Source organism: Pseudomonas sp. NPDC077186 (genome assembly GCF_044543505.1).
In the GTDB taxonomy this organism is placed as follows: domain Bacteria; phylum Pseudomonadota; class Gammaproteobacteria; order Pseudomonadales; family Pseudomonadaceae; genus Aquipseudomonas.
This window is the reverse complement of the sequence record NZ_JBITWE010000002.1, coordinates 587074-607590: the sequence shown is the minus strand read 5'-3', so window position 1 is coordinate 607590 and position 20517 is coordinate 587074. Positions and strand designations below refer to the sequence as shown.

Annotated in this window: 16 protein-coding genes; 5 read left to right on the top strand and 11 right to left on the bottom strand. The window is 67.5% G+C overall.

What is annotated here, in order from left to right:
* Positions 1-24: 24 nt before the first annotated feature.
* The 3 genes from ACIGKL_RS11340 to ACIGKL_RS11330 all read right to left on the bottom strand — a co-directional run bounded on the left by ACIGKL_RS11340 (position 25) and on the right by ACIGKL_RS11330 (position 3951).
* Positions 25-903, bottom strand: coding sequence for an ABC transporter permease (locus ACIGKL_RS11340; protein WP_397486730.1), 879 nt, complete (start codon positions 901-903; stop codon positions 25-27).
* Positions 896-2101, bottom strand: coding sequence for a glycine betaine/L-proline ABC transporter ATP-binding protein (locus ACIGKL_RS11335; protein WP_397486729.1), 1206 nt, complete (start codon positions 2099-2101; stop codon positions 896-898). The genes ACIGKL_RS11340 and ACIGKL_RS11335 overlap by 8 nt, the downstream gene beginning before the upstream one ends.
* A 905-nt stretch (positions 2102-3006) precedes the next feature.
* Positions 3007-3951, bottom strand: coding sequence for an ABC transporter substrate-binding protein (locus ACIGKL_RS11330; protein ID WP_397486728.1), 945 nt, complete (start codon positions 3949-3951; stop codon positions 3007-3009).
* A 281-nt stretch (positions 3952-4232) separates the two neighbouring features.
* On the opposite strand from ACIGKL_RS11330, the gene ACIGKL_RS11325 reads away from it, so the two are divergent.
* Both ACIGKL_RS11325 and ACIGKL_RS11320 read left to right on the top strand, forming a co-directional pair.
* On the top strand, positions 4233-5609 hold the full coding sequence (locus tag ACIGKL_RS11325) for an L-serine ammonia-lyase (protein ID WP_397486727.1): 1377 nt from the start codon (positions 4233-4235) through the stop codon (positions 5607-5609).
* 410 nt (positions 5610-6019) lie between these two features.
* Positions 6020-7117 (top strand): GlxA family transcriptional regulator, encoded by a 1098-nt coding sequence (locus ACIGKL_RS11320; protein ID WP_397486726.1) that lies wholly within the window; start codon positions 6020-6022, stop codon positions 7115-7117.
* 332 nt (positions 7118-7449) lie between these two features.
* On the opposite strand, the gene ACIGKL_RS11315 is transcribed toward ACIGKL_RS11320, so the two are convergent.
* From ACIGKL_RS11315 to ACIGKL_RS11280, 8 genes are all read right to left on the bottom strand, one after another.
* On the bottom strand, positions 7450-7707 hold the full coding sequence (locus ACIGKL_RS11315; protein ID WP_397486725.1) for a hypothetical protein: 258 nt from the start codon (positions 7705-7707) through the stop codon (positions 7450-7452).
* 25 nt (positions 7708-7732) lie between these two features.
* A complete protein-coding gene (locus tag ACIGKL_RS11310) occupies positions 7733-8506 on the bottom strand; it encodes an electron transfer flavoprotein subunit beta (RefSeq protein ID WP_397486724.1) in 774 nt (257 codons plus the stop codon).
* A gap of 101 nt (positions 8507-8607) precedes the next feature.
* A complete protein-coding gene (locus tag ACIGKL_RS11305) occupies positions 8608-9840 on the bottom strand; it encodes an electron transfer flavoprotein subunit alpha/FixB family protein (RefSeq protein WP_397486723.1) in 1233 nt (410 codons plus the stop codon).
* Positions 9841-9991: 151 nt separating this feature from the next.
* A complete protein-coding gene (gene dgcB / locus ACIGKL_RS11300) occupies positions 9992-11956 on the bottom strand; it encodes a dimethylglycine demethylation protein DgcB (protein WP_397486722.1) in 1965 nt (654 codons plus the stop codon).
* A gap of 189 nt (positions 11957-12145) precedes the next feature.
* On the bottom strand, positions 12146-14206 hold the full coding sequence (dgcA, locus tag ACIGKL_RS11295; RefSeq protein ID WP_397486721.1) for a dimethylglycine demethylation protein DgcA: 2061 nt from the start codon (positions 14204-14206) through the stop codon (positions 12146-12148).
* Positions 14207-14284: 78 nt separating this feature from the next.
* The gene (locus ACIGKL_RS11290; protein ID WP_397486720.1) at positions 14285-14815 is read right to left on the bottom strand and encodes a DUF5943 domain-containing protein; all 531 of its coding nucleotides are present in this window, start codon (positions 14813-14815) and stop codon (positions 14285-14287) included.
* Positions 14816-15004: 189 nt separating this feature from the next.
* Positions 15005-15982, bottom strand: a complete 978-nt coding sequence (locus ACIGKL_RS11285) for a dipeptidase (RefSeq protein ID WP_397486719.1) — start codon at positions 15980-15982, stop codon at positions 15005-15007.
* 189 nt (positions 15983-16171) lie between these two features.
* The gene (locus tag ACIGKL_RS11280) at positions 16172-17122 is read right to left on the bottom strand and encodes a GlxA family transcriptional regulator (RefSeq protein WP_397486717.1); all 951 of its coding nucleotides are present in this window, start codon (positions 17120-17122) and stop codon (positions 16172-16174) included.
* A 309-nt stretch (positions 17123-17431) separates the two neighbouring features.
* On the opposite strand from ACIGKL_RS11280, the gene choX reads away from it, so the two are divergent.
* The 3 genes from choX (at position 17432) to ACIGKL_RS11265 (ending at position 20449) form a co-directional block, all read left to right on the top strand.
* Positions 17432-18364 carry a choline ABC transporter substrate-binding protein gene (choX, locus tag ACIGKL_RS11275; RefSeq protein WP_397486716.1) on the top strand — a complete coding sequence of 311 codons (933 nt, stop codon included), beginning with the start codon at positions 17432-17434 and terminating at the stop codon, positions 18362-18364.
* A gap of 95 nt (positions 18365-18459) precedes the next feature.
* On the top strand, positions 18460-19347 hold the full coding sequence (locus ACIGKL_RS11270; RefSeq protein ID WP_397486715.1) for a 3-keto-5-aminohexanoate cleavage protein: 888 nt from the start codon (positions 18460-18462) through the stop codon (positions 19345-19347).
* A gap of 136 nt (positions 19348-19483) precedes the next feature.
* Positions 19484-20449, top strand: coding sequence for an L-carnitine dehydrogenase (locus ACIGKL_RS11265; RefSeq protein WP_397486714.1), 966 nt, complete (start codon positions 19484-19486; stop codon positions 20447-20449).
* The last annotated feature ends 68 nt before the right edge of the window (positions 20450-20517 follow it).

The following is a 20517-nucleotide window of genomic DNA, read 5'->3' as shown; positions in this document are numbered from 1 at the left end:
CCTGTGAAGTGAAACGGATAAGGTTTACTGACGCTGCAGCTTGCCGCTGAACCAGGCAAAGATGCCGCTGCGGGCGCTCTGCTTGGTGCCGAAGCTCTCGGTGATGCGGTCGAGGATGATCGCCAGCAGCACCACGGCCATGCCGCTCTCGAAGCCTAGCCCGATGTCGAGGCGCTGGATGCTCGCCAGCACGTCGTTGCCCAGGCCGCCGGCGCCGACCATCGAGGCGATGATCACCATCGACAGCGCCATCATGATGGTCTGGTTGACCCCGGCCATGATCGACGGCATGGCGTTGGGCAGCTGCACCTTGAACAGCAGCTGGCGGCCGTTGCAGCCGAACGACTGGCCGGCCTCGATGATTTCCTTGTTGACCTGGCGAATGCCCAGGCTGGTCAGGCGCACCGCCGGCGGCATGGCGAAGATTACCGTGGCGATGATCCCCGGCACCCGGCCGAGGCCGAACAGCATGGCCGCCGGAATCAGGTAGACGAACGCCGGCATGGTCTGCATGAAGTCGAGGATCGGCCGGATCACCAGCGCCACCCGCTCGCTCTTGGCCGCCCAGATGCCCAGCGGGATGCCCAGCAGCAGGCTGATCAGGGTGGCGGAGAAGGTCAGGCCGAGGGTCACCACGGTCTGTTCCCAGAAGCCGGTCATGACGATGAGGATGAACGACACCGCGGTGAAGGCGGCGAAGCGCGCGCCGATGCGCCACAGGCCGAGGCCGACGAAGATGGCGATGAGCAGCCAGGCCGGCGGCAGCATCAGCAACTGCTCGATGCCTTCGGAGAAGCCGCTGACCACGCTGCCGACGCTGTCGAAGGCGCCGCTGTAGTTGTCCAGCAGGTGCTGGACGACGTCGTTGACCCAGCTGCCCAGGTCGAGTTTCTTCTCACTCATGGGATTCCCCCTGCAGGCGGGTCAACAGCCGGCCCTTGCTGATGGCGCCGCAGTAATGGCCCTCGGCGTCGATCACCGGGATCGGCCCCTCGTTGTCCACCAGGCGGTCGATGACCTTCTCCAGCGGCATGTCCTCCGGTACCGGCACCACCCGCTTGAGGCCGTCGAGCTCCAGCGGCTTCGGCGCGTCGCCGTCGACCATCAGGGCGATCTTCTCCAGGCTGATCGAGCCGCAGAAATTGCGCTGTTCGTCGACGATAAAGGCGTAGTGCTTGTCCAGCGCCTGCAGCTCCTTGCACATCGCGGTGGCGTCCGGCGCCTTGCCGTTGTAGACGTAGGTCGGCACGCTGTCGGCCTTGAGCTGGCCGGCGGTGAGGTAGCGGCTGGTGTCGACGGTGTCGAAGAAGTTGCGCACGTAGTCGTTGGCCGGCTTGTCGATCAGCTCCTGCGGGGTGCCGACCTGGATCAGCTTGCCGCCCTCCATGATGCCGATGCGGCTACCGATGCGCATGGCCTCCTCGATGTCGTGGGAGACGAAGATGATGGTGCGCCGGTGGGTCTTCTGCAGCTCCAGCAGCACGTCCTGCATCTCGCGGCGCTTGAGCGGGTCGAGGGCGGAGAAGGCCTCGTCCATGATGATCATCGAGGGGTTCACCGCCAGCGCGCGGGCCAGGCCGACGCGCTGCTGCATGCCGCCGGACAGCTCGTGCGGGTACTTGTGGGCGAAGGTGTCGAGGCCGACCTGCTTGAGCACGTCCATGGCGCGCTGTTCGCGTTCCTTGCGCCCTGTGCCTGCCACTTCCAGGCCGAACGCGGCGTTGTCCAGCACGCTGCGCGAGGGCATCAGGGCGAAGGACTGGAAGACCATGCTCATGTCGCGCCGGCGCAGGTCGATCAGCTGCGACTGCGGCAGCTTGGCGACGTTCTGCCCGTCGATGTAGACGTCGCCGGCGCTGGGTTCGACCAGGCGGTTGATCAGGCGGATCAGGGTGGACTTGCCGGAGCCGGACAGGCCCATGAGGACGAAGATCTCGCCCTCCTCGACGCTGAACGAGACATCGCTGACGCCGATCACCGCGCCTTTCTCGGCGAGGATCTTCTCCTTGCTCCAACCTTCCTTGAGCAGCGCGATGGCTTCTTGTGGGTTGGGGCCGAAGACCTTGTACAGGTGCTCGACCACGATCTTTCCAGACTGCATGGGACGTTTCCCCTTCAATCGGCATCCTGTTCAGACTGGCACAAGCTGGCGCGCGCCGTCGGGGCGTTCGTCAGGTGCGTCAGACTTCCGATGCCTGTGTGGGTGTGTGCTGAATGTCGGGGGCTGGCGAGCGAGTTGCGCCGGGATGCGGCCAGGGCGCTCGGGCACGCCGCGGCGCACGCAGGATGGACGCGGTGCGCCCTGTGCGTTGCCCGATCGTGCAGGTGAGTGTCCCTTGCCTTGCCGTGTTGCAAACCGCTTTCCAAACCCTCTGGCAGTGTTTCGAAGCCCAGTCCCTTGGGGGTTCATGCGCCGTCCTGGCGCATGCGTGCATCCGAAATTTCTTGTTTGGGCTGGCGCCCGTATGGCGGTGGGCCAGCGCTGTATTTCTTCGGTCCAGAGCTGTGGGCTCTGGTCTGCCGCCCTGCTGGGCAGTGGCGGCAGCGACGTTATCGGCTGACTCAACGATATAGGCTTGCGGCCCCGGCAATTGTCGATTTGCGACTCTGACGTGTTGCGCCACGACATGCCGTCGCTCGCCGCCCGTTGTCGTGCATTCGCCGCCGGTTCGCCGCGAGTCCGGCCGTTGGCTATGCGCAACGGCCTTAAAAAACCTTAACAGACTTTTTTAGCCCTTGGCCAAGGCTGCAGGCCGCGCCGGGCCTGATTCGCCGCCCGGCGAGACGGCTTCAGGCGGCGTATCGCGGGGGCTGCGGCGCCATCGAAAAAAATGCGCCGCGCGGCCAGTTTGGCGAGGCGATGCCGTCGTTGCAGCGGCGAAGCGGCCGTGCACGGTGAACGGCTGGTGCGCGCGGCGCAGCCGACCTCCCGCGGCGCCATCCATGGTGCGGCTACCGCTGTAGGGTGCGCCGCGCGCACCGATCACCCGGCGTCGCGGCAACCCTTCAGGGCTTGTGTGCCTGGGACAGGCCGAAGAGGTCGCCGACGGGCGTGCCCCGTCGGTGGGTCACGCCCGCGAGCCAGGCGGCGATGGTCTGCGGGTTGTCCTCGATCCAGGCCTTGGCCACCCGGCGGCGGTTGGTGTTGCCTTCCAGCACCGCGCTCATCAGCTGGTTCTCCGCGGCGATGGTGAAGGTCATGTTGCGCAGCAGCCGCGTCAGGTTCGGGCATTCGGCGCTGAAGCCGCCGCGCGCCACGGTATTGACCTGCGCCGCGCCGAAGTCGGGGCCGAAATACTCGTCGCCGCCGGCCAGGTAGTGCATGCGCAGGCGCTCGTTCATCGGGTGCGGTTCCCAGCCGAGGAACACCGCCCACTTGCCCAGGCGCTGGGCGCGCTCGACGTGATTGAGCATGCCGCTCTCGCTGGACTCCACCAGGCTGAAGCCGCGCAGGCCGAAGCGGTCGTCGCGGATCATCGCCTTGACCATCTCGTTGCCCTCGTTGCCGGGCTCGATGCCGAAGATCTGCCCGCCGAGCTGCTCCTTGAATTTGTGGATATCGGCGAAGTCCTGCAAGCCGGCCTCGTAGCCGGGGGCCAGCACCGCCAGGGTGTAGCGCACGGCCGGCAGGTTGGTGTGTAGCTGCTCGATGCGGCCGCTGTCCAGGTGCGCCTGCACCAGTTCGGCCTGCGCCGGCATCCAGTTGCCGAGGAACACGTCCATCCGCCCTTCGGCGAGGGCGCGGTAGGTCTCCGGCAGCGACAGGCGCTTGATCTGGGTGCGGTAGCCGAGCTCGCCGAGCACCAGGCGGGCCACCGCGGTGGTCATGGTGATGTCGGTCCAGCCGACGTCGGGCAGGCGCACCAGCTCGCAGCGCGCGGCCTCGGTGGCGTGCAGGCTGCTGGAGCCGAGCAGGGTGAGCGCGAGCAGCCAGTGTGCGAGTCTGTTCATGGATCGTCCTTGCCTGGTTGAGAAGCGGCTTGGCCTGGCGGGCGTGCACGCCAGTACAGCGCAAGCCGCGCCGCCGAGCAGGGCGCAATGCGACCTCGACATGCCGAAAACAGACCTGCCGCGCGCGTGCGTCGCCGCGGGCGCCCTGCTTCGCTCTCCCTCCCGCATCCAGGCAGTCGTCGGCGACGACGCGTTTGGACAAGCCCGAGTCGGTGTCAGGCGTGGTCGGGGCGGCGAAACCCCGATCATGGGCGCCGACTCAATCCAACGAGGTTGCCGCCGTGGCCATCAGCGTATTCGACCTGTTCAAGATCGGCATCGGGCCGTCCAGCTCGCACACCGTGGGGCCGATGCGCGCCGCCGCACTGTTCGTCGAGGCGCTGCGCGAGCGCCAGTTGCTGGCGCGGGTGCGACGCATCGAGGTGCGCCTGTACGGCTCGCTGTCGGCCACCGGCGTCGGCCACGGCAGCGACCGTGCGGTGATCATGGGCCTGATGGGCGAGTGGCCGGATCGCATCGACCCGGCGCAGATCGCCCCGCGTATCGCCACCCTGCTCGAACGCGGCGAGCTGCTGCTCGACGGCCGCCTGCCGATTCCCTTCGAATGGGCGCGCGACATGCGCCTGCTGGAGGAGAACCTGCCCTACCACCCCAACGCCATGACCCTGGTGGCCGAAGGCGAGGGCGGCGAGCTGCATGCCGACACCTACTACTCGGTGGGCGGCGGTTTCGTCGTCGATGCCGCGCAGGCCGCCACCGGCGCGCTGGACCAGGACCACACCGCGCTGCCCTACGACTTTTCCAGCGGCGCCGAGCTGCTGCAGCTGTGCCGTCGGCACGGCCTGCGCGTGTCGCAGCTGATGCTGGAAAACGAGAAGGCCTGGCGCAGCGAGGCCGAGATCCGCGCCGGCCTGCTGCAGCTGTGGCAGGCCATGCAGGACTGCGTGGCCAACGGCCTGCGCGAGGAGGGCATCCTCCCCGGCGGGCTGAATGTACGGCGGCGCGCCGCCAAGCTGCACCGCAGCCTGCAGGAGCTGGGCAAGCCCAACGTGATCGGCAGCACCATGAGCGCCATGGAATGGGTCAACCTCTACGCCCTGGCGGTCAACGAGGAAAACGCCGCCGGCGGGCGCATGGTCACCGCGCCGACCAACGGCGCGGCGGGGATCATCCCGGCGGTGCTGCACTACTACATGCGCTTCAACCCAGATGCCAGCGACGCCGACGTGGTCGACTTCCTCCTGGCCGCGGCGGCGGTGGGCATCCTGTGCAAGAAGAACGCCTCGATCTCCGGCGCCGAAGTCGGCTGCCAGGGCGAGGTGGGCTCGGCCTGCGCCATGGCCGCAGCAGGTTTGGCCGAAGTGCTCGGCGCCAGCCCCGAGCAGCTGGAGAACGCCGCCGAGATCGGCCTGGAGCACAACCTCGGGCTGACCTGCGACCCGGTCGGCGGGCTGGTGCAGGTGCCGTGCATCGAGCGCAACGCGATCGCCGCGGTGAAGGCGATCAACGCGGCGCAGATGGCCCTGCGCGGCGACGGCGAGCACCACATCTCGCTCGACCGGGTGATCCGCACCATGCGCGACACCGGCGCCGACATGCACGACAAGTACAAGGAAACCTCGCGCGGCGGCCTGGCGGTGAGCGCCATCGAATGCTGAGCCGCGCTGGTGCGCCAGCCAGGGGTTGGCGGGTCGCGTTGCCGGCTTTTGGTGCAAACGGTCATTGCGTAGCTGGTTAAAAAGTGACCTGCTGGTCTAGGCTGTTACCGCCTGGCCGTTACGCCGGTTCAGGCCTGTCGTAGCGCTCGCCGCGGCGAGTGCTACCGAAATGCTCAAGGCCCCATGCCAAGGGGCCTGCGCCCCTGTTCGGGAGGTTCGTCGAGAGCCTGGAAAAGCCCGCCGGATGCGCCCTGCATCGACGGCAATATTTTTATTGAACGATCAATCAATTTAGGCATGCTCTTTGCCTAAGCATGGATAGCTGACTGGTTCCTACGACCAGCGTCATAAAAATAATGGAAGCTCGCTCGGTCGGGCTTCTCACCGTGCTTAGCGTGAGGGTTTCATCTATGTCGCAGTTCGCCCCAGGGGCTCAGCCCCAGAACCGTGTCGTCCAGTCCATCGGCTTCCTGCTGCTGGACAACTTCACCCTGATCTCCCTCGCCTCGGCGGTGGAACCCCTGCGCATGGCCAACCAGCTGTCCGGCAAGGAGCTGTACCGCTGGCACACCCTGACCCACGACGGCCAGCCGGTCAGCGCCAGCGACGGCCTGAAGATCACCCCGGACGCGGCGCTGGACAACGCGCCGGCGCTGGACGCGGTGATCGTCTGCGGCGGCGTCGACATCCAGCACAGTGTCAAGCGCGAGCATATCTGCTGGCTGCAGAAACAGGCGCGCCTGGGTCGCCAGCTCGGCGCGGTGTGCACCGGCAGCTGGGCGTTGGCCAAAGCCGGCCTGCTCGACGGCTACGACTGCAGCGTGCACTGGGAATGCCTGGCCTCGATGCAGGAAGCCTTCCCCCGCGCCGCCATCACCACCCGCCTGTTCTCCATCGACCGCAACCGCAATACCAGCTCAGGCGGCACCGCGCCGATGGACATGATGCTGCACCTGATCGGCCAGCAGCATGGCCGCGAACTGGCGGCCGGCATCTCCGAGATGTTCATCTACGAGCGCATCCGCAACGAGCAGGATCACCAGCGCGTGCCGCTCAAGCACATGCTCGGCAGCAACCAGCCCAAGCTGCAGGAGATCGTCGCGCTGATGGAGGCCAACCTGGAGGAGCCCATCGACCTCGACGAACTGGCCTGCTTCGTCGACATCTCCCGGCGCCAGCTCGAGCGCCTGTTCCAGAAGTACCTGCACTGCTCGCCGTCGCGCTACTACCTCAAGCTGCGCCTGATCCGCGCGCGCCAGCTGCTCAAGCAGACCAGCATGTCGATCATCGAGGTGGCCTCGGTGTGCGGCTTCGTGTCCACCCCGCACTTCTCCAAGTGCTACCGCGAATACTTCGGCATTCCGCCGCGCGACGAGCGCGCCGGCCAGCAGGGGGCGAACCTGGTGATGCTGCTGCCGATCCCCGAGCAGCAGGGCAATTCCAGCGCCGGGCTGGCGCTCAACCGCGCCCAGGGCGAGTCGACCTTCGCCAGCGTGCGCTTGCTGTAAGGCGTCGCGGCAATGCAAACGGGGCGCCAGTGGCGCCCCGTTTTATTTGTCGCGGCTAAAGCCGCCTGCGCCGGGTGTAGGGTGGGCTTTAGCCCACCACTTTGTGGCCCTCTGGCGTCACTGTCACCCTTGTGGATTTTGGTTGACCCCATCCATATATGCCTTGGTGGGCTGAAGCCCACCCTACCGGTATGGGCCGGGCGGCGTTCCGCTTTAGCCCACCAAAACCACTCAAAATTCACAAGGTCGGACGCAAACAGAGTGGTGGGCTGAAGCCCACCCTACGGCGCACCCTCCGCGCGGAGGGTGCGCCGTGTGCGCCGCGGGATCGATCAAGCCGAAGCCGGCTTCGGCACCAGCGCCGGCAGCAGGTGGCGGCTGATCGCCTCGCGTACGTTGGGCAGCAGGGTGGCGCTGCCGCCGAGCAGTTCCTCCACCAGGCGGCGCAGGGCCAGCGCGCGCTCCGGGCTGAGGCCGCTGACGGCCAGTTCGCAGGCCTGCTCGGCGCTGGCGCCGGCGGGAATACTCAGGCCCAGGGCCACCAGGCGTTCGCGGAAGTCTTCCTGGTCGATCAGGTCGGCATGCATCATGGTCGTGGCTCCTGGGCTTGGGGCGTCAACGTAGGACGCCTTCCTCGATAAGTAGTTTGAAGATAGCCTCGGCGCCGTCCTGCGGCGAGACATCCTTGAGCACCTGGCCGCCACCGCCGCTGTCCTTGGCGGTGGCCGCCTTCATCCGCTCGGCGCCGCTCTTGGCCTTGATCACCTTGAGCCGCTTCGGCCGTGGCTTGGCCGGCTGCAGGCTGGCTTCGGCCAGCAGCGGGTCGTCCACCACCGCGACTTCATGGGCTTCGATCAGGCCGCGTCGGGCCGGGCCGAAGGCGCTCTGCCGGGCCACCGGGGCGGCGTTGTCGACGCTGGCGACGCAGGGCAGGCGCACCTTGAGCCGGCGCCGCTGGCCGCGCGGCAGCGCCTGCAGCACCTGGGCCACGCCGTTCTCGACCTTCTCCACCTCGGCCAGGCCGACCAGCATCGGCCAGCCCAGGCGCTCGGCCAGGAGGAAGGGCAGCATGCCCGAGCCCTCGCCGGTTTCCGCCTGGCTGCCGGTGAGCACCAGCTGCACGCGGCTGCCCTGCAGGTAATCCACCAGCAGCGGCAGGGCGTCGGCGCCGTCGGGCTGCTCGAGCACGTCGAGCTGCTCCAGGCCCATGCCCAGGTAGCCGCGCAGCGCCTCGGCCTGCGGGTCGCCGGCATGCAGCAGCTGCAGCTGCTGCCCGGCCAGGCGCAGGCCCAGTTCCACCGCGCGGGAATCCTGTTCGGCGCGGCGCGGGCGAGCGGAGGTCGGGTGGGCGCCGAGCGAGACCAGGGCGACGATATTCAGATCAGTCATTGTGGAAACCTCGAACCGTGGGAGCGGCTTCAGCCGCGATCTGGCGGTGCGCGCAATCTGTCGCGGCTGAAGCCCCTTCCACAAGGTAATGTCCGTGAGGGTTAGGCCGCATCGCGCTTGCCCTCCTGGCGCCAGGCGGCGACGCGCTCGATCAGCGCGTTGAGGATCGCCGCCGAGTCGCCGATTACCGACAGGTCGGCGCGTTTGATCATGTCGCAGCCGGGATCCAGGTTCACCGCCACCACCTTGTCGCAGGCGCCGATGCCCTGCAGGTGCTGGATGGCGCCGGAAATCCCCACGGCCATATAGACCCGCGCGGTGACCCAGGTACCGGTGGCGCCGACCTGGCGGTTGCGCGGCATGAAGCCGTCGTCCACCGCCACCCGCGAGGCGCCTTCGGTGGCGCCGAGGGCGACGGCGGCCTGGTGGAACAGCTCCCAGTCCTTGACCCCGTTGCCGCCGGAGAGGATGAACTCAGCCTCGGCCATGGGGATCTGCGCCGGGTCCACGGCCACCGGGCCGAGATCCTGCAGGCGCGCCAGGCTGTGCGCGACGGGCGTGGCCAGCTCCACCGGGCGCGCCTCGTGGCGCGTCTCGCTGACCGGCTCGGCGCACTCGGCGGCGGCCAGGATCAGCCGCGGCAGGGCGCGTTGAATGTCCTGCTGGCCGGCACCGGCGCGGCCGATGCACTGCTCGCCAGCGACCTGCCAGACGCGGGTGGCCGGGCGCTCGCCGAGCTTGGCGGCCAGGCGCCGGCCCAGCTCGCCGCCGCCGGTGCGGCTGTCGGGCAGCAGCCAGTGGCGCGGGGCGAACTGGCCGTCCACCGCGCTCAGCGCCAGCACCCGGGCTTCCGGGGCGTAGCCGTCGAAGGCCTCGCCCTCGATACGCAGCAGGCGATCGACGCCGGCCGTGTCGAAGGCGCTTTCCTTGTCCTCGCCGAACAGCACGGCGAGCACCGCACCGCCGTCGCCGGCCAGTTGCCGGGCCAGGCCGAGCAGGTCCTTGTCGTGGCTGGACAGGCGGCCGCCGACCATGTCCGGTACCACGGCGATGAGGTGACTCGGCTGCTCCACCAGATGCAGCGGCAGCTGCACCACGGTGCTGGCCGCGCCGCGCTTCTGCCCGCCGCCCTGCTGGGCGCCGGAGCGGTCGATGCGCTTGATCCCGGCCGGGCCGATAAAGCCGGCGGCGATGGCATGGGGGTTCTTGCGGATCAGGCCGTTGGGGCCCATCCAGCTGGTCTGGTTCTGGCTCTGCATGGCCGCATGCAGCGGGTGCAGGCGGTTGCGCGCGATCCATTCGGCGCGCGGGTCGCGGCGGATTATGTCGCTCATGGGCGGCTCTCCCCGATACGTAGGTGAAGCGTAGGTTGGGTTGAGGGGCGCAGCCCCGAAGCCCAACGAGAGATCGTCGAGCGGCGCGCGACGCGCGCCCTGTTGGGTTTCGCTGCGCTCAACGCCAACCTACACCCGGCGTTTACCTGCATCACTGCACCTCCGCCAGTTCACGCCGGGCCGGCGCCGGCTTTTTTGCCGCCACCTCGACGGGCTCGATCAGCACCTCGGCGACCAGCTCGGCGATGTCCTTGATCTCCGGGCGCGGGGCGACCACGCCTTCGAGCATCGCGGTGCACTGCGGGCAGCCCACGGCCACCAGTTCCGCGCCGGTCTCCTTGATGTCGACCATGCGCATGTCGGGGATGCGCTGCTTGCCGGGGATGTCGGTGATCGGCGCGCCGCCGCCACCGCCGCAGCAGCGCGAACGGAAGCCGGAGCGTTCCATTTCCCTGACCTCGATGCCGATGGCCTTGAGCACGGCGCGCGGCGCCTCGTACTCGCCGTTGTAGCGGCCGAGGTAGCAGGGGTCGTGATAGGTCACGCTGGTCGCCTTGCTCTGGCCGAGATTCAGCGAACCCTTGCGCACCAGCTCGTCGATAAAGGTGCTGTGGTGCAGCACCTGGTAATGGCCGCCGAGGGCGCCGTATTCGTTCTTCAGCACATGGAAGCTGTGCGGGTCGCAGCTGACGATGCGCTTGAAGCGGTACTTGCTCAGGGTGGCGATATTGCGCTTGGCCAGGCTCTGGAAGGTCGCCTCGTCGCCCAGGCGGCGGGCCACGTCGCCGCTGTCGCGTTCCTCCAGGCCGAGCACGGCGAAGTCGACCTCGGCGGCCTTGAGCACCTTGACGAAGGCGCGCAGCGTTCTCTGGTTGCGCATGTCGAAGGCGCCGTCGCCGACCCAGAACAGCACGTCGGTCTCCTGCTTGTCGGCGAGCAGCGGCAGGTTGAGGTCGGCGGCCCAGTTCAGCCGGCCGCCGGGGGCGAAACCGCCGGGGTTGTCGGTGGCGATCAGGTTGTCCAGCACCTCGGCGCCCTTATTGGGCGTTGCCCCCTTCTCGAGCGTGAGATGACGGCGCATATCGACGATGGCGTCGACGTGCTCGATCATCATCGGGCATTCCTCGACGCAGGCGCGGCAGGTGGTGCAGGACCACAGGGTCTCGGCATCGACCAGCGCCTTGCCATTGAGGTCGACTATGGGTTGGTGCGGGCCGCCGCTGTGCTCGCCGAGCGGAATGCCGGGGTAGGGGCTGCCGGCGAACTTGGCGTCATTGCCACCGGCCAGGCCGATGACCATGTCCTGGATCAGCTTCTTCGGGTTCAGCGGCTGGCCGGCGGCGAAGGCCGGGCAGGCCGCCTCGCACTTGCCGCACTGCACGCAGGCGTCGAAGCCGAGCAGCTGGTTCCAGGTGAAATCGGTGGGTTTTTCCACCCCCAGTGGCGCCTTGGGGTCGTCCAGATCCAGGGCTTTCAGGCCGGTGGAGCGGCCGCCGCCGAAGCGCTCGGCGCGGCGGTGCCAGGCCAGGTGCAGGGCGCCGGCGAAGGCGTGCTTCATCGGCCCGCCCCAGGTCATGCCGAAGAACAGCTCGGACACGCCCCAGGCCACGCCGACAGCCAGGATGACAGCCAGAATCCAGCCGCCGAAGCCTTCCGGCAGGATGCCGGCGACCGGCAGGGTGGCGATAAAGAAGCTCGCCGCGAACATCAGCAGGCTTTTCGGCAGGCGCATCCACGGGCCCTTCGACAGCCGGCTCGGCGGGTTGCGCCGGCGCTTGGCGACGAACAGGGCGCCGACGAACATCAGCACCGTGGCCGCCAGCAGGGCGAAACCGAGGATGCGGTTGTGCAGGCCGAAGCCGTGCACCAGGATCGCCAGCACGGCGGCCAGGACGAAGCCGCCGGCGGTGGCGACGTGGGTCTTGGACATGTACTTGTCGCGCTCGACCACATGGTGCAGGTCCACCAGGTAGCGGCGCGGCATCTTCAGCAGGCCGCCGATCCAGTCGACCTTGGCCGGTCGGCCGCGGCGCCACATGAGGAAGCGCTTGCCGGCACCGAGCACGGCCAGGCCGAGGGCGGCGAACAGCAGGATGGGCAGTAGGGTGTTTAACATCTCGTGGTCTCCTTCGCGGGACCGGAAAACAATGCGACCTGTAGGTTGGCGCTGAGCTGGCGAAGCCCAACGGGGAGCGCGTAGCGCTCCCCGTGTTCGGTCAATGCCGCAGGCCGGTTCTGCGAACCGGATGTTGGGCTTCGTTCCTCAGCGCCAACCTACGTCCTTCCAACCACCGAAAGCGTTGGCTTAAAAGTCCTTGCACAGCCGCAGCGCGTCGTAGATCGCCGCGTGGGTGTTGCGCTGGGCCACGCAGTCGCCGATGCGGAACAGCAGGTAGCCGTCGCCCGTCTCGCTCAGGCAGGGCTGCGGCTTGATCGCGAACAGCGCCTCGACGTCGATCTGGCCCTTGTTGCGCGAGCCTTCCTTCAGCGCGTAGTACAGCGACTCGTCCGGACGCACGCCGTTCTCCACCACCACCTGGTCGACCACACGCTCTTCCTTGGCGCCGGTGTATTCGTTCTCCAGCACCGCCACCAGCTTGTCGCCCTCGCGGTAGACCTTCTCCAGCATCAGGTCGCCGGTCATGATCACTTCCTTGGGGTAGATGCTGCGGTAGTAGGTCGGGAAGCTGGTGCCGCCCATGGCCACGCCCGGCTTGATATCGTCGGTGACGATCTCGACTTGCGAGCCCTTGTCGGCCATGAAGTCGGCCACCGACATGCCGGTGAATTCGCAGATGGTGTCGTACACCAGCACGTTCTTGCCCGGCGCGACCTTGCCGTCGAGCACGTCCCAGCTGCTCACCACCAGGCCTTCGGCGGCGCCCCAGTGCTCGTTCTGCTCCAGGTACGGATGGCCGCCGTTGGCCAGCACGATGATGTCGGCGCGCATGTCCTGGATGGTCGCCACGTCGGCGGCGGTACCCAGGCGCAGGTCGACGTTCAGGCGCGCCAGCTCCAGCTGGTACCAGCGGGTGATGCCGGCGATCTGGTCGCGCTGCGGCGCCTTGGACGCCGTGGTGATCTGCCCGCCAAGACTGTCTTTCTTTTCAAACAGCGTCACGTCGTGGCCGCGTTCGGCGGCGACGCGCGCCGCTTCCATCCCGGCCGGGCCGCCACCGACCACCACCACCTTGCGCTTGGGCCCGGTGGACTTTTCGATGATATGCGGCACGCCCATATACTCGCGGCTGGTGGCGGCGTTCTGGATGCACAGCACGTCCAGGCCCTGGTACTGGCGGTCGATGCAGTAGTTGGCGCCGACGCACTGCTTGATCTGGTCGACCTGGCCCATCTTGATCTTGGCGATCAGGTGCGGGTCGGCGATATGCGCGCGGGTCATGCCGACCATGTCGACATAGCCGCCTTCGAGGATGCGCGTGGCCTGGTTCGGGTCCTTGATGTTCTGCGCGTGCAGCACCGGCACCTTGACCACTTCCTTGATCCCGGCCGCCAGGTGCAGGAAGGGCTCCGGCGGGTAGCTCATATTGGGGATCACGTTGGCCAGGGTGTTGTGGGTGTCGCAGCCCGAACCCACCACGCCGATAAAATCGAGCATGCCAGTGGCGTCGTAGTAGGCGGCGATCTGCTTCATGTCCTCGTGGGACAGGCCGTCTGGATGGAACTCGTCGCCGCAGATACGCATGCCGACGCAGAAGTCGTCGCCGACTTCCTTGCGCACGGCCTTGAGCACCTCCAGGCCGAACTTCATGCGGCCCTCGAAGCTGCCGCCCCATTCGTCGGTGCGCTTGTTGACGCGCGGCGACCAGAACTGGTCGATCATATGCTGGTGCACGGCGGACAGCTCGACGCCGTCCAGGCCGCCTTCTTTGGCGCGACGAGCGGCCTGGGCGTAGTTGCCGATCACCCGCCAGATTTCCTCGACCTCGATGGTCTTGCAGGTGGCGCGGTGCACCGGCTCGCGGATGCCCGACGGCGACATCAGGGTCGGCCAGTTGAAGCCGTCCCAGCGCGAGCGGCGACCCATATGGGTAATCTGGATCATGATCTTGGCGCCGTGCTTGTGCATGGCGTCGGCCAGATTCTGGAAGTGCGGGATGATGCGGTCGGTGGACAGGTTGACCGAGCTCCACCACTCCTGCGGGCTGTCGATGGCCACCACCGAGGAACCGCCGCAGATGGCCAGGCCGATGCCGCCCTTGGCCTTCTCTTCGTAGTACTTGACGTAGCGCTCGGTGGTCATGCCGCCGTCGGTGGCGTAGACCTCGGCGTGCGCGGTGGACAGCACGCGGTTGCGGATGGTCAGCTTGCCGATCTGGATCGGCTGGAACATTGCTTCGAAGGCCATTACGGCATCCTCACGGTAAGCGCTCTAGCGGTGTGGGAGGCGCTCTAGCGGCTCTCCCACGCATTTCTTATGGGTGACTCAGAGTGGCCGGGTGACGAACAGGCCGTCGTCGTGGCCGTCCTCGGCGCCGCTGTATTCCTGCACGGTCACCGTGCGGATCGGGCTGCCCTTGGCGGCGAGGATCTGGTCGATGGCGCCGGAGAACCAGCCGGTGAACATGTAGTCGACCTTGCGACCCACCTTGCCGTACACGTAGACGAAGGCCGAGTGCTTGAGCTTGACCTCGGCGTAGCCGGTCTCCAGGTCGAGCTTCTGCGTTTCGAACAGGCCCCAGCCGCGCTGCGACAGGCGCTTCATGTAGTGCTCGAACACCGCGGCGCCTTCGATGCCGTGGCATTCGGCTTCCTTCTCGCACCAGTGCCAGGCGGACTTGTAGCCGGCCTTGTAGAGGATCTCGGCGTACTTGTCGGCGCCGAGCACTTCCTCGATGCCCATGTGGTTGTTGACGAAGAAATGCCGCGGCACGTAGAGCATCGGCAGGGCGTCGGTGGTCCAGACGCCGGTTTCGTCGTCGACGGCGATGGGCATTTCGGGGGCGTGGGTGGCCATATGTGCTAGCTCCAGAATTCGATTTGCAGTTGGCGCCGGCCTGTCTCGTAGGTTGGTGCTGAGCTTGCGAAGCCCAACACCCGGTTCGCAGAACCGCCAGCGGCGTTGTCGGTGAACTCGTGGCGCGCTGCGCGCGCCTCGTTGGGCCTCGTTCCTCGGCGCCAACCTACGTGGCGCCGAGTAGCGGGATCATTCGCCCCAGACGTCTTTCAGCACGCGCACCCAGTTCTCGCCCATCACCTTGCGCACCACGCGCTCGGGCATGCCGCGTTTGAGCAGGGTCTCGGTCAGGTTGGGGAACTCGCCCACGGTGCGGATGCCCAGCGGGTTGACGATCTTGCCGAAGTTGGTCAGGCGGCGGGCGTAGCCCTTGTCGTGGGTCAGGTACTCGAAGAAGTCCTGGCCGTGGCCCTGGGTGAAGTCGGTGCCGATGCCGATGGCGTCTTCGCCGACCAGGTTCATCACGTACTCGATGGCCTCGGCGTAGTCGTCGATGGTCGAGTCGATGCCCTTGGCCAGGAAGGGCGCGAACATGGTCACGCCGACGAAGCCGCCGTGGTCGGCGATAAATTTCAGTTCCTCGTCGGACTTGTTGCGCGGGTGCTCCTTCAGCCCCGACGGCAGGCAGTGCGAGTAGCACACCGGCTTCTTCGACTCGAGGATCACTTCCTCGGACGTCTTGGAACCGACGTGGGACAGGTCGCACATGATGCCGACCCGGTTCATCTCGGCGACGATCTCGCGACCGAAGCCGGACAGGCCGCCGTCGCGCTCGTAGCAGCCGGTGCCCACCAGGTTCTGGGTGTTGTAGCACATCTGCACGATGCCCACGCCTAGCTGCTTGAACACTTCGACGTAGCCGATCTGGTCCTCGAATGCATGGGCGTTCTGGAAGCCGTAGAGGATGCCGGTCTTGCCCTGCTCCTTGGCCTTGCGGATGTCGGCGGTGGTGCGCACCGGCATGACCAGGTCGCTGTTATCGCGAATCAGCTTGTTGCTGGCGACTATGTTGTTGACCGTGGCCTGGAACCCTTCCCACACGGACACGGTGCAGTTGGCCGCGGTCAGGCCGCCCTTGCGCATGTCCTCGAACAGTTCGCGGTTCCACTTGGCGATGATCAGACCGTCGATGACGATGCTGTCGGCGTGCAATTCGGCTGGGCTCATCAGGCTTGTCCCCTGGGCGTATGACCGATCGGGAGCGTCGGTGCTTTGGACAGAGCTTATCCCTGGGGGGCGGGGCGACCCGGTGCAAAAACGACTGGGGGTTTGCCGAAAGCGTCAAGCCGAGGTCGCGAACGGATAAGCCGCCGATGCGCGGTCGTAGGGTGCGCCGTGCGCACCAGGGGCGCCGAGTTAGCCGCCCGCCGACCGCTCGTGGCGATCCTGGCTGGGGCTGGCGGCGAAGCGCTGGCGGTAGCAGCGCGAGAAATACGACGCCGAGTCGAAGCCGCAGGCCAGGCCCACCTCCAGCACGCTGAGATCGCTCTGACGCAGCAGCTGGCGCGCCTTGTCCAGGCGCAGGCCGAGGTAGAAGGCCGAGGGCGTGCAGTGCAGGTGGTGGCGGAACAGCCGCTCCAGCTGGCGCACGCTGACCCCGGCGCGTTCGGCCAGTGCCGCGCAGGGTAGCGGCTGCTCGCAGTGGCGCTCCATCGCGCCAATCACCCGCACCAGCTTCTTGTTGTGCAGGTCGTAGCGGCTGGCGATCTGCAGGCGCTGGTGATCCTGGCGGGTGCGGATGCGGCCCAGCACGAACTGCTCGGACACCTGCACCGCCAGCGCCTCGCCGTGATCGCGACCGATCAGCCCGAGCATCAGGTCGAGGCTGCTGGTGCCGCCGGCGCTGGTGATGCGCCGGCCGTCGATCTCGAACAGCTCCTGGGTCACCTGCAGGCCCGGGTAGCGCTCGCGGAAGGCGTCGATCGCCTCCCAGTGCAGGGTCAGGCGCTGCTTGTGCAGCAGCCCGGCCTCGGCCAGCACGAAGCTGCCGGTGTCGATGGCGCCGAGCACCGCCAGTTCGGCTTCGCGGCGTTGCAGCCAGTGGCCGAGGTGCTGGTCGTAATGCGCCAGCGGCTCGAAACCGGCGACCACGAACAGCGCGCGGGTCTGCTCCGGCAGCGTCAGCCCGGCCTCGACGTTGAGCGACATGCCGTTGCTCGCCGCCACCGCGTTGCCGTCCAGGCTGAGCAGGCGCCAGCGGTACAGTTCGCCGCGAAAGCGGTTGGCCACGCGCAGCGGCTCGATGGCCGACATCAGGCCCATCATCGAGAAGCCAGGCAGCAGCAGGAAGGCGAAGGTCTGGGGCATGCGGGTCATCGCGCCGGTGTGAGGTTGGCGGGCAGTCCGGAGGCGATCCGGGGCGGCGGGTGCCCGGATTGCATCCGGGCTACGACGCTCTCCGCCAATTAAGTTGCCCTCCATAAGAAGCCAGGCGTCGGCAGCGTGCAAGCGTTCAGGTCGCCATAGGTCAAGCAATGGTCGGATAAATGGGGATTTCCCCGTGCAGCGGCGCGTAAGGTGGCTTCATCGGGCAACGAAGATCCCGAGCACGGTGGGGGCCCTGGTGCCTCTAGAACAAGCAAAGCAAACCGCTGTGACACGATGAGGAGCACCCAGATGAAAGGTCTTACCGCCCTGGCCGCGTGCTGCACCCTGAGCCTGTTCAGTTCGTCCCTGCTGGCCGACGATGCCAGCTGCAAGACGGTGCGCCTCGGCGCCGTCGGCTGGACCGACGTGGTTGCCACCACCGCCGTGGCCAGCGAGCTGTTGCACGGCCTCGGCTACGACACCAAGCAGACCCAGGCCTCGCAACAGATCATCTTCGCCGGCATCCAGAAGAAGCAGCTCGACGCCTTCCTCGGCTACTGGAAGCCGATCATGGACGACAACATCCAGCCCTTCCTCGACGCCGGCGCGGTCAAGGTCGCCGCCGAGCCCTCGCTCGCCGACGCCGTGGCGGTGCTGGCGGTGCCCAGCTACACCGCCGACCAGGGCCTCAAGACCCTGGCCGATATCGCCAAGTTCAAGGATCAGCTGGACGGCAAGATCTACGGCATCGAGGCCGGCTCGGGCGCCAACACCGCGATCCAGAAGATGATCGATGCCAACCAGTTCGGCCTCGGCGGCTTCAAGCTGGTGGAGTCCAGCGAGGCGGGCATGCTCTCGGCCGTCAGCCGGGCGGTGAAGAACCAGAAGCCGGTGGTGTTCTTCGGCTGGCGGCCGCACCCGATGAACCTGTCGATGCCGATCACCTACCTGACCGGCACCGAGGACGTGTTCGGCCCCAACGACGGCGCCGCCACCGTCTCCACCGTCACCGCGCCGGATTATGCCGCGCGCTGCCCCAACGCCAACCGCCTGCTCACCGGCCTGCGCTTCACCAGCGCGCAGGAGGCCGAGCTGATGCAGCCGATCATGGACCGCGTGGCGCCGGCGCAGGTGGCGCGCGACTGGCTCAAGGCCAACCCGCAGGTGGTCGAGGCCTGGCTCGCCGGCGTGACCACCTTCGACGGCCAGCCGGCCAACCCGGCACTGGTCGCCGGCAACTGAGCCCCGGCGCCGGCGTGGCCGGCGCCCATCCCCTTATCCAGCGCCTGCGGCGTCTGCCGCCGGCCACCGCTCGCCTCCGAGAAGGACAGTCGATCATGAATCACGAAGTTATCGTCACCTGTGCGGTGACCGGCGCCGGCGACACCGTCGGCAAGCACCCGGCGATCCCGGTCACGCCCAAGGAAATCGCCGCCGCCGCCATCGAGGCGGCCAAGGCCGGCGCCACCGTCGCCCACTGCCATGTGCGCGACCCGCAGACCGGCAAGCCGAGCCGCGACGTGGCGCTGTACCGCGAGCTGGTCGAGCGCATCCGCGAGAGCGACACCGACGTGATCATCAACCTCACCGCCGGCATGGGCGGCGACCTGGAGATCGGCCGCGGCGAGCAGCCGCTGGAATTCGGCCTCGGCACCGACCTGGTCGGCCCGCTTGAGCGCCTGGCGCATGTCGAGGAACTGCTGCCGGAGATCTGCACCCTGGACTGCGGCACGCTGAACTTCGGCGATGGCGACTTCATCTACGTCTCCACCCCGGCGCAGCTGCGTGCCGGCGCCAAACGCATCAGCGAGCTGGGGGTGAAGGCCGAGCTGGAGATCTTCGACACCGGCCACCTCTGGTTCGCCAAGCAGCTGCTCAAGGAGGGCCTGCTCGACGACCCGCTGATCCAGCTGTGTCTGGGCATCCCCTGGGGCGCGCCGGCCGACACCACGACCATGAAGGCCATGGCCGACAACCTGCCGCCGGGCATCACCTGGGCCGGCTTCGGTATCGGCCGCATGCAGATGCCGATGGTCGCCCAGGCCATGCTGCTCGGCGGTAACGTGCGGGTGGGGCTGGAGGACAACATCTGGCTGGATCGCGGCGTGCACGCCAGCAACGGCCAACTGGTCGAGCGCGCCATCGAGATCATCGAACGCCTCGGCGGCCGCGCCCTGACCCCGGCCGAAGGGCGGGAAAAGATGAAGCTCAAGCGGCGCGGCTAGAGCGCAGCGCCGCCCGGCCCCTGCCACAAGAGCAGCGCAATCTGTGGGAGGGGTTTTAGCCGCGAGAGCCCGGATGCAATCCGGGACATTCCCTACGCCATTCCCCGGATTGCATCCGGGCTACCGGAGTTCAACCATGACCTTCGTCACCCATATCAAGACCTTCGCCGCCCTCGGCACCGGCGTGATCGGCGCCGGCTGGATCGCCCGCGCCCTGGCTCACGGCCTCGACGTGATCGCCTGGGACCCGGCGCCCGGCGCCGAGGTCGCGTTGCGTACGCGCCTGGCCAATGCCTGGCCGGCGCTGGAAAAACAGGGACTGGCCCCCGGCGCCTCGCTGGATCGCCTGCGTTTCGTCGCGAGCATCGAGGACTGCGTACGCGATGCCGACTTTATCCAGGAAAGCGCCCCCGAGCGCCTCGAGCTCAAGGGCGAACTGCACGAGAAAATCAGCGCCGCGGCGCGGCCAAACGTGCTGATCGGCTCCAGCACCTCGGGCCTGCTGCCCAGCGAGTTCTACCAAGATGCCGTACGCCCGGAGCGCTGCCTGGTCGGTCATCCGTTCAACCCGGTCTATCTGCTGCCGCTGGTGGAGGTGGTCGGCGGCGTGCAGACCGCCCCGGAGGCGGTGCAGGCAGCCATCGAGGTGTACCAGTCGCTGGGCATGCGCCCGCTGCATGTGCGCAAGGAGGTGCCGGGCTTTATCGCCGACCGCCTGCTCGAGGCGCTGTGGCGCGAGGCGCTGCACCTGGTCAACGACGGCGTCGCCACCACCGGCGAGATCGACGACGCGATCCGCTTCGGCGCCGGCCTGCGCTGGTCCTTTATGGGCAGCTTCCTCACCTACACCCTGGCCGGGGGGCCGGCCGGCATGCGCCACTTCATGGCCCAGTTCGGTCCGGCGCTGAAACTGCCCTGGACCTACCTGCAGGCGCCGGAGCTGACCGAGGGGCTGATCGACGCGGTGGTCGAGGGCACCGCCGAGCAGCGGGGCGAACGTAGCCTGGATGCCCTGGAGCGTTACCGCGACGACTGCCTGCTGGCGGTACTGGAGGCGATTCGCCAGACCAAGGCCAAGCATGGCTTCGCGTTCGCCGAATAATCGAGCCAATCCCGGTGCGCGCGGCGCACCCTACGCGAAGTATCCACTCACTCCACACGGCTCCCTCT